This is a genomic window from Ensifer adhaerens (genome assembly GCF_013283195.1).
Classification (GTDB): domain Bacteria; phylum Pseudomonadota; class Alphaproteobacteria; order Rhizobiales; family Rhizobiaceae; genus Ensifer; species Ensifer adhaerens_G.
This window is the reverse complement of record NZ_JABEKT010000001.1, coordinates 3,166,986-3,193,723: the sequence shown is the minus strand read 5'-3', so window position 1 is coordinate 3,193,723 and position 26,738 is coordinate 3,166,986. Positions and strand designations below refer to the sequence as shown.

At 63.1% G+C, this 26,738-nt stretch carries 24 protein-coding genes and 1 riboswitch; of the genes, 18 read left to right on the top strand and 6 right to left on the bottom strand.

Annotation, left to right across the window (positions count from 1 at the left end):
- The first annotated feature begins 41 nt into the window (after positions 1-41).
- The 16 genes from LPJGGPFB_RS15220 to LPJGGPFB_RS15145 all read left to right on the top strand — a co-directional run bounded on the left by LPJGGPFB_RS15220 (position 42) and on the right by LPJGGPFB_RS15145 (position 17,695).
- Positions 42-1,487 carry an ABC transporter substrate-binding protein gene (locus LPJGGPFB_RS15220; RefSeq protein WP_173420665.1) on the top strand — a complete coding sequence of 482 codons (1,446 nt, stop codon included), beginning with the start codon at positions 42-44 and terminating at the stop codon, positions 1,485-1,487.
- A gap of 193 nt (positions 1,488-1,680) precedes the next feature.
- Positions 1,681-2,604 carry a carbohydrate ABC transporter permease gene (locus LPJGGPFB_RS15215; protein ID WP_053248350.1) on the top strand — a complete coding sequence of 308 codons (924 nt, stop codon included), beginning with the start codon at positions 1,681-1,683 and terminating at the stop codon, positions 2,602-2,604.
- Positions 2,605-2,614: 10 nt separating this feature from the next.
- Positions 2,615-3,472 carry a carbohydrate ABC transporter permease gene (locus tag LPJGGPFB_RS15210; RefSeq protein WP_173420664.1) on the top strand — a complete coding sequence of 286 codons (858 nt, stop codon included), beginning with the start codon at positions 2,615-2,617 and terminating at the stop codon, positions 3,470-3,472.
- A 3-nt stretch (positions 3,473-3,475) separates the two neighbouring features.
- Positions 3,476-4,594 (top strand): ABC transporter ATP-binding protein, encoded by a 1,119-nt coding sequence (locus tag LPJGGPFB_RS15205; RefSeq protein WP_173420663.1) that lies wholly within the window; start codon positions 3,476-3,478, stop codon positions 4,592-4,594.
- Positions 4,591-5,715, top strand: coding sequence for an ABC transporter ATP-binding protein (locus LPJGGPFB_RS15200; protein ID WP_173420662.1), 1,125 nt, complete (start codon positions 4,591-4,593; stop codon positions 5,713-5,715). The genes LPJGGPFB_RS15205 and LPJGGPFB_RS15200 overlap by 4 nt, the downstream gene beginning before the upstream one ends.
- A complete protein-coding gene (locus LPJGGPFB_RS15195; RefSeq protein WP_173420661.1) occupies positions 5,715-7,292 on the top strand; it encodes an FGGY-family carbohydrate kinase in 1,578 nt (525 codons plus the stop codon). Before LPJGGPFB_RS15200 ends, LPJGGPFB_RS15195 begins: the two co-directional genes overlap by 1 nt.
- Positions 7,289-8,326 (top strand): 2-hydroxyacid dehydrogenase, encoded by a 1,038-nt coding sequence (locus tag LPJGGPFB_RS15190; RefSeq protein WP_173420660.1) that lies wholly within the window; start codon positions 7,289-7,291, stop codon positions 8,324-8,326. The genes LPJGGPFB_RS15195 and LPJGGPFB_RS15190 overlap by 4 nt, the downstream gene beginning before the upstream one ends.
- Positions 8,326-9,858: a glycerol-3-phosphate dehydrogenase gene (locus LPJGGPFB_RS15185; RefSeq protein ID WP_173420659.1), complete on the top strand. Its 1,533-nt coding sequence runs from the start codon at positions 8,326-8,328 to the stop codon at positions 9,856-9,858. Before LPJGGPFB_RS15190 ends, LPJGGPFB_RS15185 begins: the two co-directional genes overlap by 1 nt.
- A 12-nt stretch (positions 9,859-9,870) precedes the next feature.
- Complete coding sequence (locus LPJGGPFB_RS15180) at positions 9,871-10,923, top strand: class II aldolase/adducin family protein (protein ID WP_173420658.1); 1,053 nt, start codon at positions 9,871-9,873, stop codon at positions 10,921-10,923.
- Complete coding sequence (locus LPJGGPFB_RS15175) at positions 10,920-12,206, top strand: FGGY-family carbohydrate kinase (protein ID WP_173420657.1); 1,287 nt, start codon at positions 10,920-10,922, stop codon at positions 12,204-12,206. The genes LPJGGPFB_RS15180 and LPJGGPFB_RS15175 overlap by 4 nt, the downstream gene beginning before the upstream one ends.
- Complete coding sequence (locus tag LPJGGPFB_RS15170) at positions 12,203-13,042, top strand: TIGR01459 family HAD-type hydrolase (protein ID WP_173420656.1); 840 nt, start codon at positions 12,203-12,205, stop codon at positions 13,040-13,042. The genes LPJGGPFB_RS15175 and LPJGGPFB_RS15170 overlap by 4 nt, the downstream gene beginning before the upstream one ends.
- A gap of 14 nt (positions 13,043-13,056) precedes the next feature.
- Positions 13,057-13,995: a sugar phosphate isomerase/epimerase family protein gene (locus tag LPJGGPFB_RS15165; protein ID WP_173420655.1), complete on the top strand. Its 939-nt coding sequence runs from the start codon at positions 13,057-13,059 to the stop codon at positions 13,993-13,995.
- A 103-nt stretch (positions 13,996-14,098) separates the two neighbouring features.
- The gene (locus LPJGGPFB_RS15160; protein ID WP_173421057.1) at positions 14,099-14,884 is read left to right on the top strand and encodes a DeoR/GlpR family DNA-binding transcription regulator; all 786 of its coding nucleotides are present in this window, start codon (positions 14,099-14,101) and stop codon (positions 14,882-14,884) included.
- Positions 14,881-15,648 (top strand): triose-phosphate isomerase, encoded by a 768-nt coding sequence (locus tag LPJGGPFB_RS15155; protein WP_173420654.1) that lies wholly within the window; start codon positions 14,881-14,883, stop codon positions 15,646-15,648. Before LPJGGPFB_RS15160 ends, LPJGGPFB_RS15155 begins: the two co-directional genes overlap by 4 nt.
- A 40-nt stretch (positions 15,649-15,688) precedes the next feature.
- Positions 15,689-16,126 (top strand): D-erythrulose-4-phosphate isomerase, encoded by a 438-nt coding sequence (gene derI / locus LPJGGPFB_RS15150; RefSeq protein WP_173420653.1) that lies wholly within the window; start codon positions 15,689-15,691, stop codon positions 16,124-16,126.
- A gap of 291 nt (positions 16,127-16,417) precedes the next feature.
- Positions 16,418-17,695 carry a low temperature requirement protein A gene (locus LPJGGPFB_RS15145; protein WP_173420652.1) on the top strand — a complete coding sequence of 426 codons (1,278 nt, stop codon included), beginning with the start codon at positions 16,418-16,420 and terminating at the stop codon, positions 17,693-17,695.
- A 417-nt stretch (positions 17,696-18,112) separates the two neighbouring features.
- Here the strand turns inward: LPJGGPFB_RS15145 and LPJGGPFB_RS15140 are convergent, their stop codons facing one another.
- From LPJGGPFB_RS15140 to LPJGGPFB_RS15115, 6 genes are all read right to left on the bottom strand, one after another.
- Positions 18,113-18,586 carry a 6,7-dimethyl-8-ribityllumazine synthase gene (locus LPJGGPFB_RS15140; protein WP_173420651.1) on the bottom strand — a complete coding sequence of 158 codons (474 nt, stop codon included), beginning with the start codon at positions 18,584-18,586 and terminating at the stop codon, positions 18,113-18,115.
- A gap of 91 nt (positions 18,587-18,677) precedes the next feature.
- A riboswitch (FMN riboswitch) is annotated at positions 18,678-18,931 on the bottom strand.
- A 134-nt stretch (positions 18,932-19,065) separates the two neighbouring features.
- Positions 19,066-20,127, bottom strand: a complete 1,062-nt coding sequence (locus LPJGGPFB_RS15135; protein ID WP_173420650.1) for an ABC transporter ATP-binding protein — start codon at positions 20,125-20,127, stop codon at positions 19,066-19,068.
- A 12-nt stretch (positions 20,128-20,139) separates the two neighbouring features.
- Positions 20,140-20,922, bottom strand: a complete 783-nt coding sequence (locus tag LPJGGPFB_RS15130; RefSeq protein WP_173420649.1) for an ABC transporter permease — start codon at positions 20,920-20,922, stop codon at positions 20,140-20,142.
- Entirely contained in the window at positions 20,919-21,800 is an 882-nt protein-coding gene (locus tag LPJGGPFB_RS15125) for an ABC transporter permease (RefSeq protein WP_173420648.1), read from the bottom strand. The genes LPJGGPFB_RS15130 and LPJGGPFB_RS15125 overlap by 4 nt, the downstream gene beginning before the upstream one ends.
- 113 nt (positions 21,801-21,913) lie before the next feature.
- Positions 21,914-23,020, bottom strand: coding sequence for an ABC transporter substrate-binding protein (locus LPJGGPFB_RS15120; RefSeq protein WP_173420647.1), 1,107 nt, complete (start codon positions 23,018-23,020; stop codon positions 21,914-21,916).
- Between the two features lie 187 nt (positions 23,021-23,207).
- Entirely contained in the window at positions 23,208-24,086 is an 879-nt protein-coding gene (locus LPJGGPFB_RS15115; RefSeq protein ID WP_173420646.1) for a MurR/RpiR family transcriptional regulator, read from the bottom strand.
- A 175-nt stretch (positions 24,087-24,261) separates the two neighbouring features.
- Here LPJGGPFB_RS15115 and LPJGGPFB_RS15110 point away from each other — a divergent pair, with 175 nt between their 5' ends.
- Both LPJGGPFB_RS15110 and LPJGGPFB_RS15105 read left to right on the top strand, forming a co-directional pair.
- Positions 24,262-25,035 carry an N-formylglutamate amidohydrolase gene (locus LPJGGPFB_RS15110; protein ID WP_173421056.1) on the top strand — a complete coding sequence of 258 codons (774 nt, stop codon included), beginning with the start codon at positions 24,262-24,264 and terminating at the stop codon, positions 25,033-25,035.
- 112 nt (positions 25,036-25,147) lie between these two features.
- A complete protein-coding gene (locus tag LPJGGPFB_RS15105; protein WP_173420645.1) occupies positions 25,148-26,695 on the top strand; it encodes an amino acid permease in 1,548 nt (515 codons plus the stop codon).
- Positions 26,696-26,738 lie beyond the last annotated feature (43 nt).

Genomic DNA, 26,738 nt, shown 5'->3' with positions numbered 1-26,738 from the left:
ATCGCATGATGCAATCATACCCGCAACGGAGGAGAAGACTTATGTACGAGAAGGAGAAAGACCTCATCAGCGCGTTTCTGCGCGGAGAGGTAGATCGTCGCGGCATGCTCAAGGGTCTCGGTGCTGCGGGCCTTGCCGCCGGCACCGCCGGTACGCTCTTCAACATGATGTCGACCCAGGCGCTGGCCGCCGACTTCGACTGGAAGGCGCATTCCGGAAAGTCGCTGAAGCTGCTTTTGAACAAGCATCCCTATGCCGACGCGATGATTGCCAACCTTCAGGCCTTCAAGGATCTGACCGGTATCGAAGTTACCTATGACGTGTTCCCGGAAGACGTCTATTTCGACAAGGTGACGGCAGCGCTGTCCTCGGGTTCCACCGAGTACGACGCCTTCATGACCGGCGCCTACATGACCTGGACCTATGGCCCGGCCGGCTGGATCACCGACCTCAACGAATGGATCAAGGATCCGACCAAGACCAACCCGCAATATGCCTGGGACGACTTCCTGCCGGGCGTGAAGAACTCCTGCGCCTGGAACGGCCAGCCGGGCGGCGCGCTCGGTTCGGAAGACGCCAAGCAATGGTGCATTCCGTGGGGCTATGAGCAGAACAACCTCTCATACAACCAGGAAATGTTCGACAAGGCCGGCGTCGCCGTTCCGAAGAACCTCGACGAGCTTTCCGCAGCTGCGGCGAAACTCACCAAGGATGTTGGTGGCGGCGTCTACGGCATCGGCGTGCGTGGTTCGCGCTCGTGGGCGACGATCCATCCGGGCTTCCTGTCTGGCTACGCCAATTTCGGCCAGAAGGACCTGAACGTCTCGGCTGACGGCAAGCTTTCCGCGGCGATGAACACTGCCGAATCCAAGGCCTTCCACACCAAATGGGTGTCGATGATCCAGGAAAGCGGGCCGAAGGACTGGTCGACCTACACCTGGTATCAGGTCGGCACCGATCTCGGCGCCGGAGCCTCGGCGATGATCTACGATGCCGACATTCTCGGCTACTTCATGAACGGCGGCGACAACAAGATGGCGGGCAAGCTGGCTTACGCTCCGTTCGCCGCCAATCCGGCGGCTTCCGCACCGACGCCGAACATCTGGATCTGGTCGCTTGCCATGTCCAACTTCGCCAAGGACAAGGACGCGACCTGGTACTTTCTGCAGTGGGCGACCGGCCTCGAGCATGCCATCTTCGGCGCAACCAAGATGGACTTCGTCAACCCGGTTCGCGCATCGGTCTGGAAGGACGAGATCTTCCGCGAGCGGCTGAACAAGAGCTATCCGGGTTATGTGGAGATGCACGACATTTCCGCACCGGGCGCGAAGATCCACTTTACCGCGCAGCCGCTGTTTTTCGACGTCACCACCGAATGGGCGGCGACGCTGCAGAAGATGGTCGCCAAGCAGGTGCCGGTCGATGAAGGTCTCGACCAGCTCGTCGAAAGCATCGATCGCCAGCTGAAGGAAGCTGGTCTCGGCTGATAGGCCTCCCAAGCGATGCCCGGCGACTTGAGAGCCGCGTGTTCACATGAACGCAAAAGGCACTTGAGCGTCGGGCGTCCCGCGACCGGCCGGTGGCCGACCAAAGCAACCTGAGATGCCGATGGACTGGCGCGGGCGCGAGACGCCTCGCGTGCCGCGTGCTTTCTTCAAGAGTTAGAGAACGGAGCTCGACATGGCTTCAACAGCAACCCTCCGCAAACCGGCGTCAGGTTTCAGGATCAGCAGGAAGATGCTTCCCTATGTGCTGAGCCTGCCGGCGCTTCTGGTGTGCATCGGCATTCTCATCCCCTTCTTCACGGCGGTCATCTATTCGTTCCAGCGCTACCGGCTGAGCCAGCCTTGGGCGCGCCAGTTCAACTGGGGCGAAAACTACCTGAACTTCGTCACCGATCCGGCCTTCTGGAACACGCTGAAGGTATCGCTGCTTTATGCCGGCATCACCGTGACGCTGGAACTGCTGCTCGGCCTCGGCATCGCGCTGCTCCTGCAGCGCCGCTCGACCATCAACAACTTCATCTCGATCATGCTGCTTCTGCCGCTGATGATCGCGCCGGCGCTGGCGGCGCTGATGTGGAAGCTGATGACCAATCCGAGCTTCGGTATTCTCAGCTATCTCGCAAGCCTGATCGGTCTGCATGATTTCCGCTGGGCCTCGTCACCGGACACCGCACTTCTGACCGTGGTTCTGGTCGATATCTGGGTCTACACGCCCTTCATCATGATCCTGCTTCTGGCCGGCCTCCGGTCGCTGCCGACCCAGCCGTTCGAGGCGGCTGCCCTTGACGGCGTGCCGAGAAGCTTTGTGTTTTTCCGCATCACCTTGCCGATGCTGACGCCCTATATCCTGACGGCGACCTTGTTCCGCCTGCTCGACAGCATCCAGCAGTTCGACATCATCTATGCGATGACGCAAGGGGGGCCCGGCAATACGCTGACCGTCTTCCAGGTGGAGGCCTATCTCAATTTCTTCCAGTCGACCAATGTCGGCCGTTCGGCAGCGCTTCTGATCATCCTGTGGGCGATCACCTACACGCTCTCCAACGTCTTCATCAAAAACTGGCTGCGCCTGCGCGAACGCGCCCGCGGCGAAGCGTAAGGAGGTTCCAATGGATACCATGTCTCCTGTCGAACGGGTCTTGCGCGCACTCGCCCTGACGCTCGTCGTCGTCTTCTTCATGTTCCCGATCTTCTGGATCTTCCTGATGTCGTTCCAGACGAACGAGACGATCCTGTCGATCCCGCCGTCGATCGTGTTTTCGCCGACGCTGTCGAACTACGCCGCGCTGATCACCGGCAAGCTGCAGACGGCGGCCGGCACGCTCGACATCGCCTTCATGCGCAACCTCGGCAACTCGATCTTCCTGTCGGTGACCTCAGTTGCCGTGGCGCTGGTGCTCGGTGTCCCCGCCGCCTATGCCTTTGCCCGGCACAAGTTCAAGGGATCGGAGGACATCGCGTTCACGCTGCTGTCGTTCCGCTTTGCGCCGCCGCTGCTGGTGCTGTTGCCCCTGACCCAGTATTTCCAGTGGCTGGGCCTCTCCAACACCTATTTCGGCCTGATCTGGGTTTACCAGCTCATCTGCCTGCCGCTGATCCTGTGGATCGTGCGCGGTTACTTCGAGGATATCTCGGCCGACGTCGAATATGCCTACCGCATCGCCGGCCACTCCTGGTTTGCGACCTTCCGCAAGATCGCCCTGCCGCTTGCCGGTCCGGGCATTGCGGCGGCCGGCCTGCTCGCCTTCATCTTCGCCTGGAACAATTTCGTCTTTGCGCTGGTGTTGGCATCGGCCGACAAGCAGCCGGTGACCGTGGGCGCACTTGCCTTCATCACCTCTTCGGGCATCCAATACGGGCAGATCGCCTCGGCCATCGTTCTCTCGGTCACGCCGACGCTGGCGCTCGCACTCTACGCTCAGCGCTACCTCGTCGAAGGCCTGTCGCTTGGCGCGGTGAAAGGGTAAGACATGACGACGCTTCACTTGCAAAACATCGTCAAGCGCTACAAGAGCCATACGGTTCTCGACGACCTGTCGCTCGACGTCGCCAATGGCGAACGCCTGGTGCTCTTTGGCCCGTCCGGTTCCGGCAAGACGGTGCTCCTGCGCCTGGTCGCCGGCGTCATCGAGCCGGACGAGGGCAGGGTGCTGATCGGCGGCGAGGACATGACCGATGTCGATGCCGAGCATCGCGGTGTCGGCATGGCCTTCCAGAACTTTGCGCTCTTTCCGCACATGAGCGCCTTCGACAATATCGCCAGCCCGCTGACGGCGACGCGGTCGTCGAAGGATGCGATTGCCGCCGGCGTGCACAAGGTCGCAAAGCTGCTCAAGATCGACCATGTGCTGAGCCATCACCCGAAGGCGCTGTCCAACGGCCAGAAGCAGCGCACGGCGCTTGCCCGTGCGCTCGTCGGCTCGCCGCCTTTGCTTTTGCTCGACGATCCCTTGCGCAATGTCGATGCGAAACTGCGCTTTGAGATGCGGTTGGAACTGCCGCGGCTGTTGGCCGCCCAGGGCGCAACGGTCGTCTACGTCACCCAGGACTACAAGGAAGCGATGGCGCTCGGCGACCGGATCGCCGTGATGTCGCAGGGCCGCATCCGCCAGATCGGAACCCCGCAGCAGATCTACAACGCGCCCGCCGATATCGAGATTGCCCGCCTCTTCGGCGATCCGACGATCAACCTACTGGATGTGACGCCGCAAAAGAGCGGCGACGGCGTCTTCGTCGAACTTTCCAACGTCCGGGTGCGGCTTTCTGATTATGACGGCGACGTCTCGGGTCAGTCCTGCGTCCTCGGTCTTCGCCCGGAAACCATCGTCTTTGTCGATGCCTCGACGCCCGGGGCCATTCCCGTGACGGTCGAGGCGGAAACGCCGCTCAACGAAAAGACCGTGACACTGGCGATGACGGCGCGCGGTCGCGAAATCCTGGTGTCGCGCCCGGCCGGAACGCCCGGGCCGGTGGCGGGCCCCGCGCATATCGCCGTCAACGGCGCCCAGGCCTTCCTCTTCGACAAGGCGAGTGGCCGGCTTCTGCCGCGCGCCGACATGGAATCCAAGCGCAATGGAGAAGCGGCATGACTGACACCGCTCTTTTGATCCGGGACGTCGACAAGTTCTATGGACCCGTCGATTACGGCGTGCACGCCGTCAAGAAGCTCAACATGGACGTCAGGAAGGGTGAGATCATCGCGCTTCTGGGCTCGTCCGGTTGCGGCAAGACCTCGACGCTGCGCATGATCGCCGGTTTCGAGGCTGTGTCGCGCGGCACGATCTCGCTTGGCGGACGCGAGGTGCAGACCTTTGCACCGGTGCGTCGCAACGTCGCCATGGCCTTCGAGGGCTATTCTCTCTACCCGCCGCTGACGGTGCGCGAGAACATCGCCTTCGCGCTCAAGGCTTCCAAGCTGTCGCAAAGCGTCGTCGACGACAAGGTGGCCGGTATCGCCAAGCTCTTGGAAATCGAGGACATTCTCGGGCGCTATCCGAGCTCGATCTCCGGCGGCCAGCAGCAGCGCGCCTCGCTCGGCCGAGCGCTGATCCGCGACGCCAGCCTGCACCTGCTCGACGAGCCGATGGGCCAGCTCGAGCCACAGCTGCGCGCCGTGTTGCGCGGCCGCATCAAGCACTACATCAAGGAGCGCGGGCTGACGGCGATCCTCGTCACTCACGACCAGACGGAGGCAAACGCTCTTGCCGACCGCATTGCCGTCATGGAGGGCGGGGTGCTGCAGCAGTTCGATACGCCGCAGAAGATCAAGGAGCGTCCGGCCAATCTCTTCACCGGCACCTTCGTCGGCGAGCCGCCGATGAACGTGTTCGAGGCGAGCATCACCGGTTCCGAGACCAGGGTCTCATTCGGCCTCAAGGATGGCGTCAGGCTCGAATATCCGGCGTCGGACTTTTCCCATGCCGTGCGTGATGCGCTGATGAAGCGGCAGAAGGTGGTGCTCGGCATTCGGCCTTACTCCGTGCGCCGCAGCGCCGACGGGGTCGCCGGCCGGGTGGCCGTCAACCAGTGGCTCGGCGACCAGACGCATATCGCCGCGGATTTTGCCGGTGGCACCATGGTGCTGGTGGAGCATGACCGCACGGAACTTGCCGTCGGTCAGCCGATCGGCATTCGCCTCGACCCGTCCAGCCTGCACGTGTTCGACGGCGACAGCGGCAAGGCGATCAGCCATGGCGAGGAGCTTGCCTGATGCGGGACATCCTCATCGGTATCGATGCGGGAACGTCGGTCATCAAGTCGGTGGCCTTCGACCTCGGCGGGCGGCAGCTCGCCATGGCCGCGGTGCCGAACACCTATGAGGCCGTCGGCAGGACCGGCAGCGTGCAGGATCTCAACCGCACTTGGGCCGATACCGTCACCACCCTGACGGAGCTGTCGGCCAAGATCGAGAACCTCCCGGGCCGCGTTGCCGCGATCGCGGTGACAGGCCAGGGCGATGGCACCTGGATGATCGACAAGGGAGGCGAACCGATCGGCAAGGGCTGGCTCTGGCTCGACGCGCGCGCCGGCGACACCGTCTTGCGGCTGCGGGGTGATAGCGGTGATGTCGAGCGTTTTGCCAGCACCGGCTCCGGGCTTGCTGCCTGCCAGCAGGGCGCGCAACTGCGCTGGATGAGCGACAACGCGCCGGAAATGCTATCGGGTGTCGCGACCACGTTCCACTGCAAGGACTGGCTCTATTTTAAGTTGACGCAGATGCGCGCGACGGATCCGTCCGAAGCCAATTTCACCTTCGGCAACTTCCGCACCCGCAGCTATAACGACGACGTCATCCGTTTTCTCGGCTTGCAAAAGCTCAAGCATTTCCTGCCGGAGATCGTCGACGGGGCGACATCGCATCATCTGCTCTCGACGGATGCGGCTGCCGCCAGCGGCCTTCCCACGGGCACACCGGTGGTGCTCGGCTATGTCGACGTGGTCTGCACGGCCCTTGGCGCCGGGCTTTACGATCCCGGCACCGACACCGGCTGCTCAATCATCGGCTCGACAGGCATGCACATGCGACTTGCGACCAGCGCCGACGACGTGCGGCTCAACCGCGATCTCACCGGCTACACCATGTGCATGCCGATCGCAGGCACCTACGCGCAGATGCAGTCGAACATGGCGGCAACGCTGAATATCGACTGGATCCTTTCGGTCGCGGGCGGGCTCCTGAAGGGCATGGGCGTCGAGAAGACCAAGGCTGAGCTTCTGTCCCACGTCGACGGCTGGCTGGCTGAGGCCAAGGATAGCTCGCTCATGTTCCAGCCCTATATCTCGGAAGCCGGCGAACGGGGGCCCTTCGTCGACGCTTCGGCGCGGGCGTCCTTTGTCGGGCTGTCGATCACCCACGGTTTCGGGGACATGGTGAAGGCGGTGTTCGACGGGCTCGCCATGGCCGCGCGCGATTGCTACGCCGAAATGGGGCCGCTTCCCGGCCGCATCCGGCTGACCGGTGGTGCGGCGCGCAGCGCCTCGCTTCGGCGCATTCTTGGGGGCGCCCTCGGCGCCAGCGTCCAGACCAGTGAGCGGGAGGAAGCGGGGGCGGCGGGTGCCGCCATGATCGCCGCCGTGTCGCTCGGCATCTATCCCTCGATGGCAGACTGCGTGCGCGACTGGGTGTCGCCGCACCAGCGTGCCGCCGAACCGGCCGACGAGGCGCTGGCGCGCCGTTACGACGGTCTCTTCCCCTCCTACCAGCAGTCGCGCATCGCGCTTCGCCCCGTGTGGCACGCCCTATCTGAGGGTGCGGCCGCGGGACCACAACAGGAAAGACTGAAATGAAGAAGATAGCCATCATCGGCGACCGGTTCATGCTGCCGGACGTGTTTCGCGACAAGATCGTCGAAGCAAGCGGCGACGGCCATGACATCCGCACCCTCGAACTGCCCTGGCCGGATGTGCCGATGGAACATGGCTACGCCGTCGAAGGCATGGACGGCCTGAAAGAGTATCTCGGCAAGGCGGACGATATCATCGAGTTCATCGGCGACGCCGAAATCCTGGTGACGCAACTGGCGCCCCTGTCGCGAGGCATGCTGACCTCGCTTCCCGAGCTGAAGCTCGTTGCCGTCTCGCGCGGCGGCCCTGTCAACATCGACATGGCGGCCGCACGCGACGCCGGCATCAGCGTCGTCAACACGCCCGGCCGAAATGCCAGTGCCGTTGCCGAATTCACGCTTGGCGCGATCCTCGCCGAGACGCGGTTGATCCGCACCGGCCACGAGGCGTTGCGCAAGGGGGAGTGGCGCGGCGATCTCTACCGCGCCGACCGCACCGGCCGCGAACTCTCAGAATTGACCGTCGGCGTCATCGGCTACGGCAATATCGGCACCAAGGTGGTGCGGTTGCTCCGGGCGTTTGGCACCAAGGTCCTGGTGCACGACCCCTATGTGCAACTGTCGGCCGACGACCTCAACGGCGGGGTCGAGCACGTCTCGCTCGACAACCTCCTGTCGCGCTCCGACGTCGTGACGCTGCACCCGCGCGTGACCGAGGAAACCCGGAACATGATGAATGCCGAGACCTTCGCCAAGATGAAACCCGGCGCGATCTTCGTCAACACGGCGCGAGGGCCGCTCTGCGACTATGACGCGCTCTATGAGAACCTGGTGAGCGGGCATCTCTCGGCGGCAATGCTCGAGACCTTCTCGGTGGAGCCGGTGCCGGAGGACTGGCCGCTGCTGCAGCTGCCGAACGTGACGCTGACGCCGCATATCGCCGGCGCCTCGGTGCGCACCGTCACCTTTGCCGCCGAGATGGCGGCGGAAGAAGTGCGCCGCTACATCGCCGGCCTGCCGCCGGTCAATCCGTGCTGATGACGGGGGACAAGACCGTGGGTTCCGAGACTGCACTCTATGATCTTTTCGTCGTCGGCGGCGGCGTCAACGGTGCGGGCATCGCGCGCGACGCCGCCGGACGCGGGCTCTCGGTGCTTTTGTGCGAGAAGGACGACCTGGCGCAGGGCACGAGTTCGCGCTCGGGCAAGCTTGTGCATGGTGGCTTGCGCTATCTCGAATATTACGAGTTCCGGCTGGTGCGCGAGGCGCTGATCGAGCGCGAGGTGCTGCTCTCTTCCGCGCCGCACATCATCTGGCCGATGCGTTTCGTGCTGCCGCACAATCCGGCCGACCGGCCCGCCTGGCTCGTCCGGCTCGGGCTTTTCCTCTACGACCACCTCGGAGGTCGCAAGCGCCTGCCGGGCACGCGCAGCCTCGACCTGAGGACCGCACCGGAGGGCGCTCCGATCAAGCGGGATTATCGCAAGGCCTTTGAATATTCTGACTGTTGGGTGGATGACGCCCGGCTCGTCGTGCTCAACGCGCTCGATGCGCAGAAGAAGGGCGCGCGCGTCCTGACCCGTACCGCCTGCAGCGCCATCCGCCGCGTCGACGGCCTCTGGCAGGTGGAGATGACGGATCTGCGCACGGGTGTGAAGTCCGACGTCAAAGCGCGCTCGGTCGTCAACACCGCCGGACCCTGGGTCAACGACATCATTGGCAGGGTCGCCGGGCTCAATTCCAGCCGCAGCGTGCGGCTGGTCAAGGGCAGCCATATCGTCGTGCCGAAATTCTGGGAGGGGCGGCAGGCCTATCTGGTGCAGAACCCGGACAAGCGGGTGATTTTCATCAATCCCTACCAGAACGATCTGGCACTGATCGGCACCACTGACATCCCCTACGAGGGACGCCCCGAGGACGTGTCGGCCGACGGCAACGAGATCGCCTATCTCCTGAAATCGGTCAACCGCTACTTCAAGCAGCAACTGACCGAGGACGATATCGTCCATTCCTTCTCAGGCGTGCGGCCGCTCTATGACGACAATGCCGAGAACCCGTCGGCAGTGACGCGCGACTATATCTTCGAGGTGGATGCCGCAAACGGCCAGGCTCCGCTGCTCTCCGTCTTCGGCGGCAAGATCACCACGTTCCGCAAGCTGTCGGAGCATGCACTGGAGCGGCTGAAACCGTTTTTCCCTCAGATGGGCGCGGCCTGGACGGCAAAGGCGCATCTGCCCGGGGGCGACATGGCCGATGCGGATTTCGAGCAGTTTCTTGGCGATCTCAGGGCACGCTATCGCTGGCTGACGGCGGATCTCGCCAAGCACTATGCGCGGCTCTACGGTACGCGCGCGCATGACCTGATCGGCAATGCCCGGTCGCTCGACGATCTCGGTGCCGTCTTCAGCCCGCTGTTTCGCGAATGCGAGGCCCGCTTCCTGATCGACAACGAATGGGCCATGACTGCTGACGATCTGCTGGAGCGTCGCACGAAACATGGCCTGCACATGACGCCGGCCGAACGACAGGCTTTCACCGGCTGGCTGGAACGCCAGCAGGCGGCTGCCTGAAGGAGAGTGGGAATGCGCAGTCTGGAATTCGAGGCCTTGCTGGATATCTCGGCGCGTGTCGGCGCCGATCCACTACTGGTGCAGGGGGCGGGCGGCAACACGTCGATCAAGGAGGTCGGCACGCTCTGGATCAAGGCCTCCGGCCTCTGGCTTGCCCATGCCCGGCAGCGTGATGTCATGGTGCCGGTGGCGCTCGACCCTTTGCTCGAAGCGCTGGATCGCAACGATCCCGCCGCCGAGAAGGCGCAGGACTTCGTCATTTCCGAGATGAACCCTTCCGGCCTCAGGCCCTCGATCGAGACGACCGTGCACGCGCTGATGCCGCAGAAGGTGGTGATCCACGTCCATTGCGTCGAGACCATCGCGACGGCTGTGCAAACGAACGGCGCCGCTATTGCCGCCGAGCGTCTCGCAGGCATCCCACATGTCTTCGTGCCCTATGCGCGGCCGGGACTACCGCTCGCCCGGGCGATTGCCGAGCGAATGCAGGAGAAGACCTCAGTGCTGATCCTCGGCAATCACGGCCTGGCCGTTGCCGCCGAGACGGTCGCCGATGCGGCGATCCTTCTGACCGATGTCTCTCGGCGGCTGACCGTACAACGCCGGACGGCGCCCGCGGCGGACCTCGCGGTGTTGTCGCGCCTTGCCGTTGATAGTGGATATTGCCTGCCCGACGATATCAGGCTGCATGCGGTCGCAACCGATCTGGAAAGCTGCCGGATTGCCGCCGGCGGCAGCCTCTATCCAGACCATGTCATCTTCCTCGGCAAGGGGTCCGTTATCGCCGCGCCCGGCGAGACAGCGGCTTCGATCGAGAAGGGCAGGACGGAGCGGGGCGAAAGCCTGCCGCCGCTTCTGCTCTTTCCCGGAAAGGGCGTGCTGGTCGAGAAGAGCATTTCCGCCGGTGCGCTTGCCATGGCGCGTTGTCTCGCCGACGTTACGGCCCGCATCCCGGCGAGCGGGCGGCTGCGCTACCTGAGCGCCGCCGAAAATGCGGAGCTGCTCGGTTGGGACGCGGAGAAATATCGCCAGAAACTCAACCGGGCAGGGCAGGCGCTGCAATGAACGCAAGAAACGACGCTCTCGTCGTCGGTATCGATATCGGCACCTCGGGTGCGCGCGCCGTCGCGATGGCATCCGATGGCGCGATTGCCGCGTCTGGCGCCGCCAGGCTTTCTGCCTTCTCGGACGATCACCGCGATCCTATCGGTTGGTGGAAGGCGGTGCGGGCGGCACTTGGCGACGTGCTCGCCGCGGTCGATCGCGGTGTGATCCGGGCGATCAGCATCGACGGCACCTCTGGAACGATGCTGCCGGTTGCCGCTGACGGCGCGCCGCTCGCTCGCCCGATGATGTACAACGATGCGGTTGCCGATGCTGCAATCCTGCAGGCGATTGCCGCCCATGCGCCAAAGGAAAGTGCCGCTCACGGCGCGACATCAGGGCTTGCCAAGGTGCTGACATTCCAGTCGGTGCCGGGCGTCTTCCGTGTGATCCACCAGGCCGACTGGCTGGCCGGGCATTTTACCGGGCTTTACGATGTGTCCGACGAGAACAATGCTTTGAAGACCGGCTACGACCCGATTACGCGATGCTGGCCGGACTGGCTCGAGAAGACCGATGCGCACACAGGGCTGTTGCCGGAGGTGCTGCCTGCCGGCGAGCCGGTGGCGACGATCTCGCCGGCGGCTGCCGAAGCTTTCGGCCTTTCGCGAGAGGTGGTCGTCGTTGCAGGCACCACTGATGGCTGCGCCTCGTTCCTGGCGACGGGCGCTGACCGGCCAGGTGATGGCGTCAGCGCGCTTGGCACGACCTTGACGGTGAAGGTGCTTTCCGACCGGCCGCTGTTTGCGCCGGAATACGGGCTCTACAGCCACCGCATTGGCGACATGTGGCTGGCTGGCGGCGCGTCGAACACCGGCGGCGTGGTTCTGGCGGCGCATTTCTCCGGCGAACAAATCGAGGCGCTCTCCGCCCGCATAGATCCGGCCAGCGATACCGGGCTCGACTATTATCCGCTGACCAAGCCGGGCGAGCGCTTTCCGATCGCCGATCCGCACTTGGCACCGCGCATGACACCGCGGCCTGAGGATGATGCCGTGTTTCTGCAGGCGATCTTCGAGGGCATCGCCGGTGTCGAAAGCCTCGCCTATGACAGGCTGACAGCACTTGGCGGGCCGAAGCTCGGCTCCATCCGCACCGTCGGTGGCGGTGCTAAAAATGGCGTGTGGTCGTCAATCCGCGCACGCAAGCTCGGCGTGCCGTTCCTGGCGGTGCGCTCCGAAGAAGCCGCGGCCGGCGCGGCGCGGCTGGCGCTCATGGGCGCAAGACAGGCAGGTATATTATGACAACCGACATCACCGGCCTTGCCGATATCGCCGATCGTTACGATGCGTTCCTGATCGATCAGTTCGGTGTGCTGCGCGACGGTCGCGGGCCTTATCCCGGCGCCGCCGAGACGCTGGTGCGGCTGAAGGATCAGGGCAAGCGCATCGTCATTCTCTCCAATTCCGGCAAGCGCTCGGCGGAAAACGATCGTCGCCTCGTCGACCTCGGCTTCGTCGCCGGCAGCTGGGACTGGTTTTTAACTTCGGGCGAGGTGGCCTGGCAGATCCTGAAGCGCGAAGGCAGGCAGGCAAGCGGGCTGCCCCGCAAATGCCTCCTGGTCAGCCGTGACGGCGACCTCTCGCCGCTGAAGGGGCTCGATCTTGAACGCACTCACTGGGGTGAAGAGGCGCACTTTGTGCTGCTGGCGGCAAGCGAAGGCGATGTGCTGCCGCTGTCGCACTACGAGGCGCTGCTGGCGCCGGCGGCGCGACGCGGCGTGCCGTGCCTCTGCACCAACCCCGACAAGGTCATGCTGACGAAGACCGGAACGGCCTTCGGCGCCGGGCGGATCGCCGAGCTTTACGAGGACATTGGCGGCAAGGTGCGCTGGATCGGCAAACCCTTCTCCGACATCTACGATTTTGCCCTCGACTTTCTCGGCCGTCCCGATCCGTCGCGTGTCTGCGCCATCGGCGATAGCATCGAGCACGATATCGCCGGCGCGGCGAGTGCCGGGCTCGGCTCGGTGCTGGTGACCACGGGCATATTGGAACATGCCTCCGACGCGGAGCGGCAAGCGCTTTTTGCCGACCATGGCGCTACTCCCGATTTCATCCTTCCGAAATTTCTCTGGTAGTCAGGAGTGCTGCCTTGGCCTTCACGCTGTCGCTCAACACCAATCCGCTGGTCAACCGCTTTGCCGAACCCGACGACCTGATCGAGACGATCGGCGAACAGATCCGCATCGGCTACGTGCAATTGACGCACGAGTTCGTCAATCCGGGCTGGCCGGCGGCGACGATCTCCAAGACCATACGCCAGTTCAGGGCGGCACTCGCCCGCACCGGCGTGAAGATCACCTCGGGCATGACCGGGCCCTATGGCAGGCTCAATCATTTCGGCCACCCGGATCCGGATGTGCGGCGTTACTACGTCGACTGGTTCAAGACCTTCGCTGATATCTCCGCCGAGCTCGGCGCTTCCGGCATGGGCACGCAGTTCGCGATCTTCACGCTCCGGGATTACGACGACCCGGCGCGGCGCGAGGAGCTGATGAAGATCGCCATCGACTGCTGGCGCGAGGTGGCGGAGCACGGCAAGGCGGCCGGTCTTTCCTATGTCTTCTGGGAGCCGATGTCGGTCGGCCGCGAGTTCGGCCACACGATCGCCGAGTGCCGTGCGCTCGACCGGCGGCTGGCAGAGGCCGGCCTGCCGATCCCGATGAAGATGATGGTCGATATCGACCACGGCGACGTCACCTCCGACGATCCCGATGATATCGACCCCTATGCCTGGGCTGGCGCCTTTCCCGAGCGCTCGCCGATCATCCACATCAAGCAGTCATCGATGAACAAGGGCGGGCATTGGCCGTTCACCGCCGCCTACAACAAGGACGGACGCATCACGCCGGAAAAGCTGATCGACGCGGTCAAGGCTGGCGGCGGCACCGACAACGAGATCTGCCTGGAGCTTTCCTTCCGCGAGCGTGAGCCAACGGATCACAATGTCGTCGATATGATCCGGGAATCCGTGGAGTTCTGGGAGCCCTACATCGACACGGGCTTCAATCGATCATCAAGATCACATTAAAAAATCACAAAATCTCACCATCGATATTGAAATATAACATTACGATGTTATCTTCCCGGGAGTGATGGCGTACTCCTACGCCATCGGATCGAGGCGGATGGCGATGAAGCCGGAAGACAGGCGACAGGCGATCATGGATGTTCTGATGGAGGCCGGCACGGCGTCCGTCGAGGATCTTTCGCTCCGTTTCGGCGTCAGCAAGATGACTGTGCATCGCGACCTCGACGACCTTGAACAGGCCGGCCTGTTGCGCAAGGTGCATGGTGGCGCCTCGATCCAGTCGAGCCCGCAGTTCGAAAGCGATTTCCGCTACCGTGAGAAGATTGCCGCCGCCGAGAAGAACCGGATCGCCGAATATGCGGCTGGTCTGATCGAGCCGGGGCAGAGCATCCTCATCGACGACAGTTCGACCGCTGGCGCGATTGCTGCCTGCATCCGGGACATCAGGCCGCTCACCGTCATCACCAACAATCTCGGCGTCATCTCAGGCCTCTCCGGCGCGCCGGGCATCAACGTGATCGCGCTCGGCGGCCAGTACAGCAAGAAGTTCAATGGCTTCTTTGGCATTGTGACGGAAGAGGCGCTGCGCTCGCTGCGCGTCGACATCGCCTTCCTCTCCAGCTCCGCCGTCGCTGGCACGGCAGCCTTCCACCAGGACCAGGAGGTCGTGCAGGCGAAGCGCCTGATGGTGAAATCGGCGGCGCGCAAGTATCTGCTTGTTGATCACGACAAGTTCGGGCGATCCGCCCTGCATTTCCTGACCGGGCTCGACGCCTTCGACGCGGTGCTGACAGGCGCCGAAGTGGCGGATGAGCATGCCGACGCGCTGAGCGAAGCCGGCGTACGCCTGGTCAAGGTCGACACACAAAAAGTATCGGAGAAAACATGACCAAGCCGCAGCTCTGGGTGGGCACAAGCTGGAAGATGAACAAGACGCTGGCCGAGGCCATGGTCTTTGCCGACGGACTGGCGGCAGCGGACGCAGCGCGCGACGATCGCATCCAGCGTTTCGTCATTCCGCCCTTTACCGCCGTTCGTCAGGTCAAGGACCGGCTGGCTCAAACCAGCGTCAAGGTCGGCGCACAGAACATGCATTGGGATGATGCCGGCGCCTGGACCGGCGAGGTGTCGCCGGTGATGCTGAGGGACTGCAATCTCGACGTGGTCGAGCTCGGCCACAGCGAACGGCGTGAGCATTTCGGCGAGACCGACCGGACCGTTGGCCTGAAGACGGCGGCAGCCGTGCGCCACGGCCTCGTGCCGCTGATCTGCATCGGCGAGACGCTTGCCGAGCGCGAGGCGGGCGAGGCGGATGCCGTGTTGAAGCGGCAGGTGGAAGGGGCGCTGGCGCTTCTTGACGGCGACGCCCGCAAGGCGACGATCCTGCTTGCCTACGAGCCGGTCTGGGCGATCGGCGTCAACGGCATCCCGGCAACATCCGATTATGCCGACCAGCGCCACAAGCGCATCGCCGATGTGGCTGAAGCCGCACTCGGCGTGCGCGTGCCCGTGCTCTACGGCGGCAGCGTCAATCCCGGCAATTGCGAGGAACTGATCGCTGAGAAGCATATCGACGGCCTGTTCATCGGCCGCTCGGCCTGGGACGTCAACGGCTATCTCGACATTCTCAAGCGTGTCTCCGGGGCGATCTGAGCCCCTTGCACGCCAACCAAAACGACGGAAAGGAACCATCATGAAGATCGCAATCGGAGCAGACAGCGCCGGCAAGCCCTTGCTCGACGTCATCGCCGCGCACCTGAAGAGCAAAGCTGGCCTCGAGGTCAGCGACCTCAGCCAGTCCGGCTTCTACGCCGACCTGTCGCAGAAGCTGGCGCAGACCATCGTCGACGGCGAGAACGAGCGCGGCATCCTCTTCTGCGGCACCGGCATCGGCGTCTGCATCTCGGCTAACAAGGTGCCGGGCATCCGCGCCGCGCTGACCCACGACACCTATTCCGCCGAGCGGGCTGCTAAGTCGAACAACGCCCAGATCATCACCATGGGCGCACGCGTCATCGGGCCGGAACTGGCCAAATCGATCGTCGATGCCTGGCTCGCCTCCGAGTTCGACCCGAACGGCCCGTCGGCCGGCAATGTCGACGCGATCGATCGTCTCGACGCGGCGAAGTAATTCAACCGGGCAAGAGAGCGTTTCCGGCCTGAACCGGGCCACGGAGACGCTCTCTCGCATCGTTTTACGCAATTCCTGGCGGCGAACGGCTTCGCATGTGTCCTGGAAATGCGCTGATACCGCCATGCACGTTGATCCTCCCTCGCGCATTGCGGCGAGACGCCCGGCAGAGATGCCGGGCGTTTTCATGTTCAGCCAATGCTGGGTGATCTGGCACTGCCCGCTTGACGAAGCTTCTGAAAATATTTGAATATTCTTGCATATCATCCCGTCTGCGAGGAATGCCGATCCATGTCCGACGCCACCACGACGCCACCCCGTGCCACAGCCCATCGCCTGGCGCGCATGAGTGGCCGCGACACGCATGAACACCACCGCACGGCAACGACGCTCGAGCTTCTGTTCGATCTGACCTTCGTCATCGCCTTCAGCCTTGCCGCATCGCAACTTGCGCATCTGATGGCCGAAGGACATTTCAAGGCAGGGCTGATCGGCTTTACGCTCGCGATCTTTGCCATCTGCTGGGCCTGGATCAATTTCACCTGGTTCGCCTCCGCCTATGACACTGACGACTGGGTGTTTCGCTGCGTCACCATGGTGCAGATGGTCGGCGTGCTGATACTGGCAATCGGCCTTCCCGCCATGTTCCACTCGATCGACGTGGGTGGGCATCTCGACAATGGCGTGATGGTGCTCGGCTATGTCGTCATGCGCGTGGCGATGATCTTCCAGTGGCTGCGCGCCACCCGGCAGGATCCGCAGCGGCGCGGTGCCTGCATGACCTATGTGATCGCCATCGGCATCGCCCAGCTCGGCTGGATCGTGCTGATCTTCTTCGATTTCTCGCTCAGCGTGTCCATTGCGATGGTGGTGGTGCTGACGGCGATCGAGATGCTTGGGCCCTATATCGCCGAGACGCGGTATGGTGGCACGCCTTGGCATGCGCACCATATCGCCGAGCGCTACGGCCTTCTGGCGATCATCGCGCTTGGCGAAGGTGTGGTCGGCACGGTCGCCTCGATCACCGCCGTTGTCGACGGGGAGGGCTGGAACCTCGACGTGGCGCTCGTCTGCCTGGCCGGCACCGGCCTCACCTTCGGCATGTGGTGGATCTATTTCCTGCTGCCGAGTGCAGAGGTGCTACATGCGCACCGCAAGCGGTCCTTCGTCTGGGGCTATGGCCACATGTTCATCTTCGCCGCGATCGTAGCGACCGGCGCCGGCCTGCATGTCGCTGCCTACTACATCGAGCACAAGGCACATATCGGCTCGCTGGCAGCGGTGCTGACTGTGGTCATCCCGGTCGGCGCCTACATCGGCCTGGTCTACGGCATGTATGCCTATTTGCTGCGGCAGGCGGAGCCGCTGCATGCGTGGCTGCTCGCCGGAACGGTGCTTGTGCTGGCAGCGTCGATCGCAGCGGCGATGGCAGGCGTCGACATGGCGGTCTGCCTGATTGTCGTGATGTTCGCGCCGTTCGTGACAGTCGTCGGCTTCGAGGCGGCGGGCCATCGTCACCGCATGGCGGCGTTGGAACGTTGCCTCGCCGAGGCCGAGCCGGCGCAGTGAGCCGCTGGAATTACTGAGTCGAAACAGCGGTTTGAGGGCCGTTGCTGGCGGGTCGATTCAGGTGGTTCAGAGGTTGATTCAAGAATGGGGTCGGGGCCTTCACTTGGATTTGTTCTTCACCCGTTTTGCGCAAAGCTGCCCCTCACCCTAGCCCTCTCCCCGCAGGCGGGGAGAGGGGACGGTCGCGTGCGCTTTCACTCGCCGTAAGCCCTGCGGTGCTATTTCGTCCGACAGCCTTGCCATCCGCTTTGCCGGTACCGACGACCGCAGCGTAGGGTGGCAAAGGCTGTGGCCATCGGATGACGGTGCTTGGACGCGAGAGCGCGCGACGCACGTCCTTCTCCCCGCCAGGCGGGGAGAAAGGTGGCCGGCAGGCCGGATGAGGGGCTGCCGGTTACGATACGGTGTGGCGTCAGATCAGGCGTTGACCAGCGCCAGCTTGGCGCGGGCGTCGAGGATCTGGGCGCAGGCATTGGCGGCTTCTTCGCCCTTGGTGACGAAGTGTTCGCGGAAGAAGGCGATCAGCGGCGCGCTTTCCTGGAAATTGTGCGGGGTCAGCACGGCGGAAAGCACCGGCACGTCGGTGTCGAGCTGAACGCGCATCATGCCGTCGAGCACGGTGCCGGCGACGAAGTCATGCCGGTAGATGCCACCGTCGACGACGAAGGCGGTGCCGAGGATCGCGGCGTAGCGGCCGGTCTTGGCGAGCTTCTGGGCATGCAGCGGGATTTCGAGTGCGCCCGGCACGTCGAAGACCTCGACATCGGCAGCCGAGCCGCCCAGCTTCGCCCAATGCGCGACGAAGGCGTCGACGCAGCGGTCGACGATGTCGGCGTGCCAGCGGGCACGAACGATCGCGATCTTGGCGGTGGGGTGGGAAAGAATAGTCATGGTCTCAAGCCTTCCAGGGTTTGGCGTTTCCAATTTTCCCGTCGGGCGAACATGCATGCGCGCGAAACCCCGCGATGGGGCCCACGTTCCTGCTTGCTCTCTTCCATCCGGACTCTAACCGTCGGCTCCGGAATCTGACCGGATCTGCTGACCCCTGGAACCACTGCCGGCTCCAAGGCGCTCGCGGGCTTCGATCACTGCATGTTTCCTTAAATCTCACCGATTTAAGGGCAAAACATGCAGCACGTTCAAGTTCTACAGCGACCTTTGCGCGTCTTTAGGACGCGCGGCGCTGTAGCGATCGCTACCGCCGGTGGGGACTTTCACCCCGCCCTGAGAACAGGGCCGACTATATAGATCGGCCACGCGTGGTCAAACGCGTGGCGCGACGAAAATCCTGGAAATTACGACAGATTTTTCCAAGGCCGGCCGCCGCCGGGCGAAATGATTCCAGCGACGGTTGACCTTTCAACGCTCGGCTACTCGCGGATGACCAGCAGATCCTTGGCGGCGAAACGCAGCGTGACGTTGTCGCCGAAGGTCGGCGGCGTCAGGCCGGGGTCGTTGAACATGTCGAAAGAGATGACATCGCCGCCGATCCGCAGCTTGGTGCGGATGACCGAGCCGAGGAAGCTGGTCGAAACCACTTCACCGGTCAGTGCCGTATCACCCTTGGCGCTGTCGGCGATCGAGCCTGCCTCCGGGCGCAGCGCCAGCGAAATCGGGTCGCCGCCCTTCATGCCGGCAATCTGCTCCTTCAGCGAGACCTGCTGGTTGCCAATGGCGACGGCGCCCGTGGCCGGGTCTGCGACCTTGGCCTCGATGATGTTGAGCGTGCCGACGAAGGAGGCGACGAAGCGGGTGGCAGGTGTGTTGTAGATCTCGAACGGCGTGCCGATCTGGTCGGCACGGCCGCCATTCATCACGACAATGCGATCCGAGATCGACAGCGCCTCTTCCTGGTCATGGGTGACGAAGACGGTGGTGATGCCGAGTTGCTGCTGGATCTGGCGGATTTCCTCGCGTAGCGACACGCGGATCTTGGCGTCGAGCGCCGACAGTGGTTCGTCGAGCAAAAGCACCTGCGGCTTGACTGCGAGCGCGCGGGCGAGCGCCACGCGCTGCTGCTGGCCGCCGGACAGCTGGTAGGGGAAACGGTCGGCCAGGTGCTCGAGCTTGATCAGGCTCAGCATCTGCTTGACGCGCGTGTCGGTCTCCGCCTTCGGAGCACCGGCGACCTTCAGGCCGAAGGCGACGTTGTCGTGCACGTTCATGTTCGGAAACAGAGCGTAGGCCTGGAACACCATGCCGATGTTGCGCTGGTTCGGTTTCAGCGTGCCCTGGTCCTTGCCATTGATGACGATGGATCCGCTGGAGGGCGTCTCGAAGCCGGCGATCATGCGCAAGACGGTGGTCTTGCCGCAGCCCGAGGGCCCAAGGAACGAGACGAACTCGCCCTTCTCGATCGCCATGTCGAAGCCATGCACGACTTGCACGGGGCCGAAGGATTTCTGGATGTTGGTCAGTGTCAGGAAACTCATATGAACCGATCCTCAGGCCTTGGGAGGCGCGCTTTTTTGGAAGCGCGAGACGAGCTGGATGAGGCCGAGGCAGCCCCAGGTGATGCCGAACGCGATGACGGCGAGGGCGGCTGGCTCATAGGCGCGGTTGGCGCCCAGAAGCTGCATATACGGACCGAAGGCCGGCCTGTTCAAAAGCGCTGCCATGGTGAATTCGCCGATGACGATGGCAAATGTCAGGAAGGCGCCGGAGAGCACCGCAACCAGGACATTCGGCAGGATGATCCGGCCGAGAATGGTCGCCCACCCCGCGCCGAGGCTTTGAGCGGCCTCTGTCAGTGTGGCGATGTCGATCGTGCGAAGCCCGGTGTCTACGGCCCTGTACATGTAGGGAAGGGCGAGGATGGCATAGCCGAACATCAGAAGCACATTGGTGCCCGCGATCGATCCGGTCAGCGGCAGCCAGCTCGAGGTGTTGTAGAGGCGGATATAGCCAAAGACGATGACGATCGCCGGGATGACGAGCGGCAGCAGCGTGATGAACTCGATGTAGGGCCGCAACCGCGGCAGCTTCAGGCGAACCCAGTAGGCCGTCGGCACCACGAGCAGCACGCCGAAGGCGATGGTGAACAGCGCCTGCATGATGGAATAGGTGAAGGTCTCCTGGAAGCGCGGATCGCTGAAGACCTTGCCATAGGCGTCGAAGGAATACTCGCCGCGACGCATCTTCAGTGAGAAGTTCGTCATGCCGATGAGCGGCAGGGTGAAATAGAGGAGGCCGAAAATGAGGGCCCCCCAGGCCCATATCTTCTTCATTTCAGCCACCTCTCGCTGCGGGCGCGAAGCCAGATGTAGATCGCGTTCGCGATGCCCGTGACGACGATCATGCCGAAGGCGAGTGCGTAGCCGAGGTGCGGATTGCCGAGAACGTCGCCGCGGATCTGGGCGAAGAGCAGGATGGGGACGATCGAGAGCGACGAGCCGGTGAGCGCGATCGCCGTCGCGACGGCTCCGAAGGCGTTGGCGAAGAGGAGCGCGAGGGTGCCGAGAAGTGAAGGCAGCAGGATCGGGAAGGCGACCATGCGCCAGTACTGCAGGCCGGTGGCACCGAGAATTTCGGCAGCCTCGCGCCACTCGCGCTTCAATCCGTCGAGAGCCGGGGTGATGATGAGGATCATCAGCGGAATCTGGAAGAACAGATAGGTGACGGTCAGCCCCCAGAAGGACAGGAGGTTGAAGCCGAGCAGCCTGAGGTCGAGACCGAAGTTCGAGCGCAGGAACACGGTAAGGATGCCGACGGGGCCGAGCGTTGCGAGAAACGCGAAGGCGAGCGGGACGCCGGCGAAGTTCGAAGCGACGCCGGAAAAGGTCAAAAGCGGTCCGCGGATCCATTTCGGCAGACTGCCGAAGACGACGGCAGACGCAATCGCAAAGCCGATCAGGCAGCCGAGAAGCGCCGAGGCGATGCTGATCTTGATGGAGATCCAGTAGGCCGACAGGATCGACGGCGTGAACAGACCGATGATGTTGTCGAAGGTGAAGCTGCCATCAGGCGTCTGGAAGGCGCCGACCACGATCTTCATCGTTGGCAGAATCAGAAAAAGGAACACGAACGCTGCAAAGGGCAGGACGCCGAGCCAGTGAAGCGGAAGACGGCGCGCAGGTGGCCTGGCGCCGGTGTGAGCAGATGACATTCCGTTCGCCCCGAGAAGCCGCGTTACGGACGCGGTCGTTCATTGAATTGCTTATCGATATCGCATCTGCCCCGGCCGGAAAACCGGCCGGGGCAGCATGATTGTGGAAACGCTTACTGAACGTTGGCGCCGACCACGGAATCCCAGGCGCCGGTGACCGCTGCCTTGTTGGCATCGACTTCTTCGAGCGTCGGGAAGTAGGCCTTTTCGTAGGCAGCTGCCGGCGGCAGGGCGTCGATCAGCTCCTGCGGAACCTTGCCGGCCTTGACCATGGCGTTGAAGCGGGTCGGGTGGCAGAAGCCCTTCAGCCAGCCGAGCTGACCTTCGTCGGAGTAGAGGTGTTCCATCCACAGCTTGGCGGCGTTCGGGTGCGGCGCATAGGCCGAGATGCCCTGAACGTAGACGCCGGCGAGAACGCCGCTTGCAGGAACGACGACTTCGGTCGGCGGGTTGCCGTTAAGCGTCTTCGCCCAGCCGAGAGCGTTGTAGTCCCAGGCAACGACGATCGGGGTCGAGCCCTGGGCGAGCGTGCCGGACTTGCCGATAACCGGAACGAAGTTGCCGGCCTTGTTCAACTCGGCAAAGTAGGCGAGACCGGCTTCACCGGCTTCCTTGCCGGATTTGGCGCCCTTGGCGAGGCCAGCAGCGAGAACGCCGAGGATCGCCTGGTTCGAGGCGCGCGGGTCGCCGGCGAGTGCCACCTGGCCGGCATATTCCGGCTTCAAGAGGTCGGCCCAGTCCTTCGGCGCGTTGGCGACGAGGTCCTTGTTCACCAGGAAGGACATGACGCCGTAATAGTCGCCGTACCAGTAGCCTTCGGCATCCTTGACGCTGTCAGGAATTTCGTCCCAGGTCGACACCTTGTAGGGCTGCAGCAGGCCTTCGGCCTTCATCTGCGGACCGAAAGCAAGGCCGACGTCGACAACGTCAGGCGCCTGCGGGCCCTTGTTGTCCTTGTTGGCCTTGACGGCCTCGACTTCGTCGGCAGAGCCGGCGTCGGGGTTCAGTTCGTTGACCTGGATTTCCGGATACTTGGCCTTGAAGGCGGCGATGACGTCGCCATAGCCGCACCAGTCGTGGGGCAGGGCGACGGTGGTCAGCATGCCTTCCTTCTTGGCAGCTTCGATGAGCTCTGCGCTCGGCTCGGCAGCGGCAATGGCCGTCGTTGCCAAGAGAATGGCGGTGGAAAGCGAGAGCAGGCGTTGAGTCGTTGAAATCACTGGCGTTCTCCTTATGGGTTTTCAGTCAATTTCGGCGATGCTGTTAAAGAGATGCTATGAAACTTGTGTGACAGCGATCTGTCTGTTCGCGCCGCCCATGTCGTTGGAAGAACAAATCTTTTTCCGACACGGCGCCTTCACTGAGACACATGTGCATAAAACTTCGTGAACGTTCCGGCTGTCCCTCCTAAACCGGTTTGCGAAAGATGCGGGTCGAATCGAACAGCCCTTCGAGCGTCTTCATCCGGTCGCGTGTCGCGTCCCAGTTGGAGCTCTGCACGGCTTCGATCAACGCTTCGACCAGAAACAGGATGACCACCGAACTGTCCCAGGCGGACGGCACTTCGATCTGCGAGCGGAAGACCTTGGAGGCGGATTTGGCGACCGGTGAACTCCAGCGATCGGTAAAGAGCACGATCTCGACGCCGCGGTCGCGGGCGGATTTCGCGAGTGTCTCCATCTCCTGCTCGTAGCGGCGGATGTCGAAGAGAATCAGCACGTCGCCATGGCGCATGTCGAGCACGTAATGCGGCCAGGCGCTGGCATTGGAGGCGATTTCGGTGACGCCAGGGCGGATGACCTGCAGGTGGGTGAAGAGATAATCGGCAACGGCGCGGGTGATGCGGCCGCCCAGCAGATAGACGTTGCGCTTGCGGTCGGCGACAAGGGCTACCGCCTCGTCGAATTCCTGCGGTTCGATCTGCGACAGCGTCTCGCGCATGTTGTTCATGGCGGCGTCGGCAAAGCGGTTGAGCGTGTGGGTACCCGGCGCGCTTGCAGCCCAGCGGTCATGCTTGGTGATCGGGTTGGAAATCGTCGCTTCCAGCTCCTGGTGCAGCCGCGACTGAAAATCGGGAAAGCCTTTGAAACCAAGCTTTTGCACCATGCGGGCGACTGTTGGTGTCGACACGCCGGCGTTCTCGGCGACCGTGGTGATCGAACCGAGTCCCGAGACCGGATAATTGTCGAGAAGTGTCTCCGCCAACTGCCTTTCCGCGCGGGTCAGCGCGGTGAAGTGGGCATTGATCACATCCGACACCGTCGTGGATGTCGCCTTGCTGGTCAAATCGGTTCCCCTGAACTGGTCTAATGCCAGTTTGTGACAGATTAAACATCGCTGTCACAATTGGAGTCAATCGCAATTTTGAAGAGATCGTTTCAGATTTCGATTGACACTGGCTAATCTCTGAACAAATCTTTTCATTAATGAACGTCTAACGGGGCAAGAGGGGATGCCGGTGTTGACGCGACTTTTGACCGATACAGATGGCGATCCGGTTGCGATCGAGAATGCGGCCGGCAGAGGCGAAATCGTTCTCGTTTGCGAACATGCATCGCGCCGGGTGCCCGAACGGCTGGGGTCGCTCGGCCTTTCGCAGCAGGCGCTCGAAAGCCACATCGCCTGGGATCCCGGCGCGCTCGCCGTTGCCGAGCTCCTGTCGCGCAAGCTCGATGCGGCGCTGATTTACCAGCGCTTCTCGCGCCTTGCCTATGATTGCAACCGTCCGCCGGAGGCCGACGGCGCCATGCCTGCCGTCAGCGAAGTTTTCGAGGTTCCCGGCAACCGCGATTTGGCAGAGGACGAGCGGCAGGCGCGTGTCGACGAGATCTACCTGCCGTTTCACGACGCCGTCAGCCGGTTCGTCACCGAGCGCAAGGCGAAGGGCAAGCCGCCCGTGGTCGTCACCATGCACTCGTTCACGCCCGTCTATTTCGGCAAGCCGCGCTCCGTCGAGGTCGGCATATTGCATGACGCCGACAGCCGGCTCGCCGACCAGATGCTGACCTTCGCCACCAAGGGCAAGGTTGCCTACGACATCCGCCGCAACGAGCCCTACGGGCCGGCCGATGGTGTCACGCATAGCCTGATCGAATACGGCGTCCACAACGGATTGCCGAATGTGATGATCGAGATCCGCAACGATCTCATTCGAAACGAGATCGGCCAGAGGGTCATGGCCGATTATCTGGAAGGGTTGCTCAGCCAAGGCGTGGCGGCACTTTCAGCACAATAAAAGACCCTGGGGAGCGGCTTTGCCGCGGTCCTGTTCCGGCTTGCCGGGGCAGGTAGTGATGGGATCCTGCCGCAATGGGGCGGCCGGGTCTGAAGAAATCAGGGGAAGAAAAATGTCAGACTACAGTGATCTCGACAAAAAGCAGGACATGCAGGTCCTGCATTCGATGGGCTATGCCCAGGAGCTCGAGCGGCGAATGAGCCGGTTCTCGAACTTCGCGGTCTCGTTCTCGATCATCTGCATTCTCTCCGGCGGCATCAATTCGCTGGCCCAGGCAACGTCGGGTGCGGGTGGGGCCGCCATCGGCATCGGCTGGCCGCTCGGCTGCTTCATCTCGCTCGTCTTTGCCGTTGCCATGGCGCAGATCAGCTCGGCCTATCCGACCGCCGGCGGCCTCTACCACTGGGGTTCGATCCTCGGCAACCGCTTCACCGGCTGGCTGACCGCCTGGTTCAACCTGCTCGGTCTCGTTACTGTGCTGGGCGCCATCAATGTCGGCACCTATTACTTCTTCATGGGCTCGTTCGGCACACCGTATTTCGGCCTTGAGGATACGACGCTGACGCGGATCATCTTCCTGGCGGTCATCACCGGCGCCCAGGCTCTGGTCAACCACATGGGTATTGGGCTTACGGCCAAGCTCACCGATTTCTCGGGCTACCTGATCTTCGCAACGTCGATCCTGCTCGCTGTCGTGTGCCTCGCCGTTGCCGACAGCTACGACATCGCCCGCCTCTTCACCTTCTCCAACTATTCCGGTGAAGCCGGCGGCAATGTCTGGCCGGCAACCTCGGGCTCGTGGGTCTTCCTGCTCGGTCTGCTTCTGCCGATCTATACGATCACCGGCTACGATGCGTCGGCGCATACCTCGGAAGAAACCGTGAAAGCTGCCGAATCCGTGCCGCGCGGCATGGTCTCGTCGGTGCTGTGGTCGGCGCTGTTCGGCTACATCATGCTGTGCTCTTTCGTGCTGATGATCCCGAACATGGACGAAGCCGCCAAGCAGGGCTGGAACGTGTTCTTCTGGGCCATGGACGCACAGGTCCACCCTGTGATGAAGGACGTGCTCTACCTCGCCATCCTCGTCAGCCAATGGCTGTGCGGCCTGGCAACCGTGACCTCGGTCTCGCGCATGATCTTCGCCTTCTCGCGTGACGGCGGTCTGCCGGCCTCCAAGGCGCTCGCCAAGGTCAGCCCGACCTACCGCACGCCGGTGGCAGCAATCTGGACCGGCTCGATCCTCGCCGTGCTCTTCGTCTGGGGTTCGTCACTGGTCGCGATCGGCGAGACGCCCGTCTACACCATCGTCGTGTCGTGCACGGTCATCTTCCTGTTCTTCTCCTTCGCGATCCCGATCACGCTCGGCCTCTTCGCCTGGGGCACGTCGAAGTGGGACAAGATGGGCCCGTGGGACTTGGGCGAGGGTATGTTCAAGATCTTTGCGGTGCTCTCGATCATCGCCATGGCGCTGATCTTCGTTCTCGGCATCCAGCCGCCGAACGACTGGGCGCTCTACATCACCGTCGGCTTCCTGGTCCTGACCGCGATCATCTGGTTCGGTTTCGAAAAGCGCCGCTTCCGCGGCCCGCCGATCGGCGACGAAGTCGCACGCCGCCAGGCGGAAATCGCTGCTGCCGAAAAGGCGGTCGGCCAGATCTAAGCAACAATAAAATGGGCGGAAGCGCAACTGCAGCTTCCGCCTT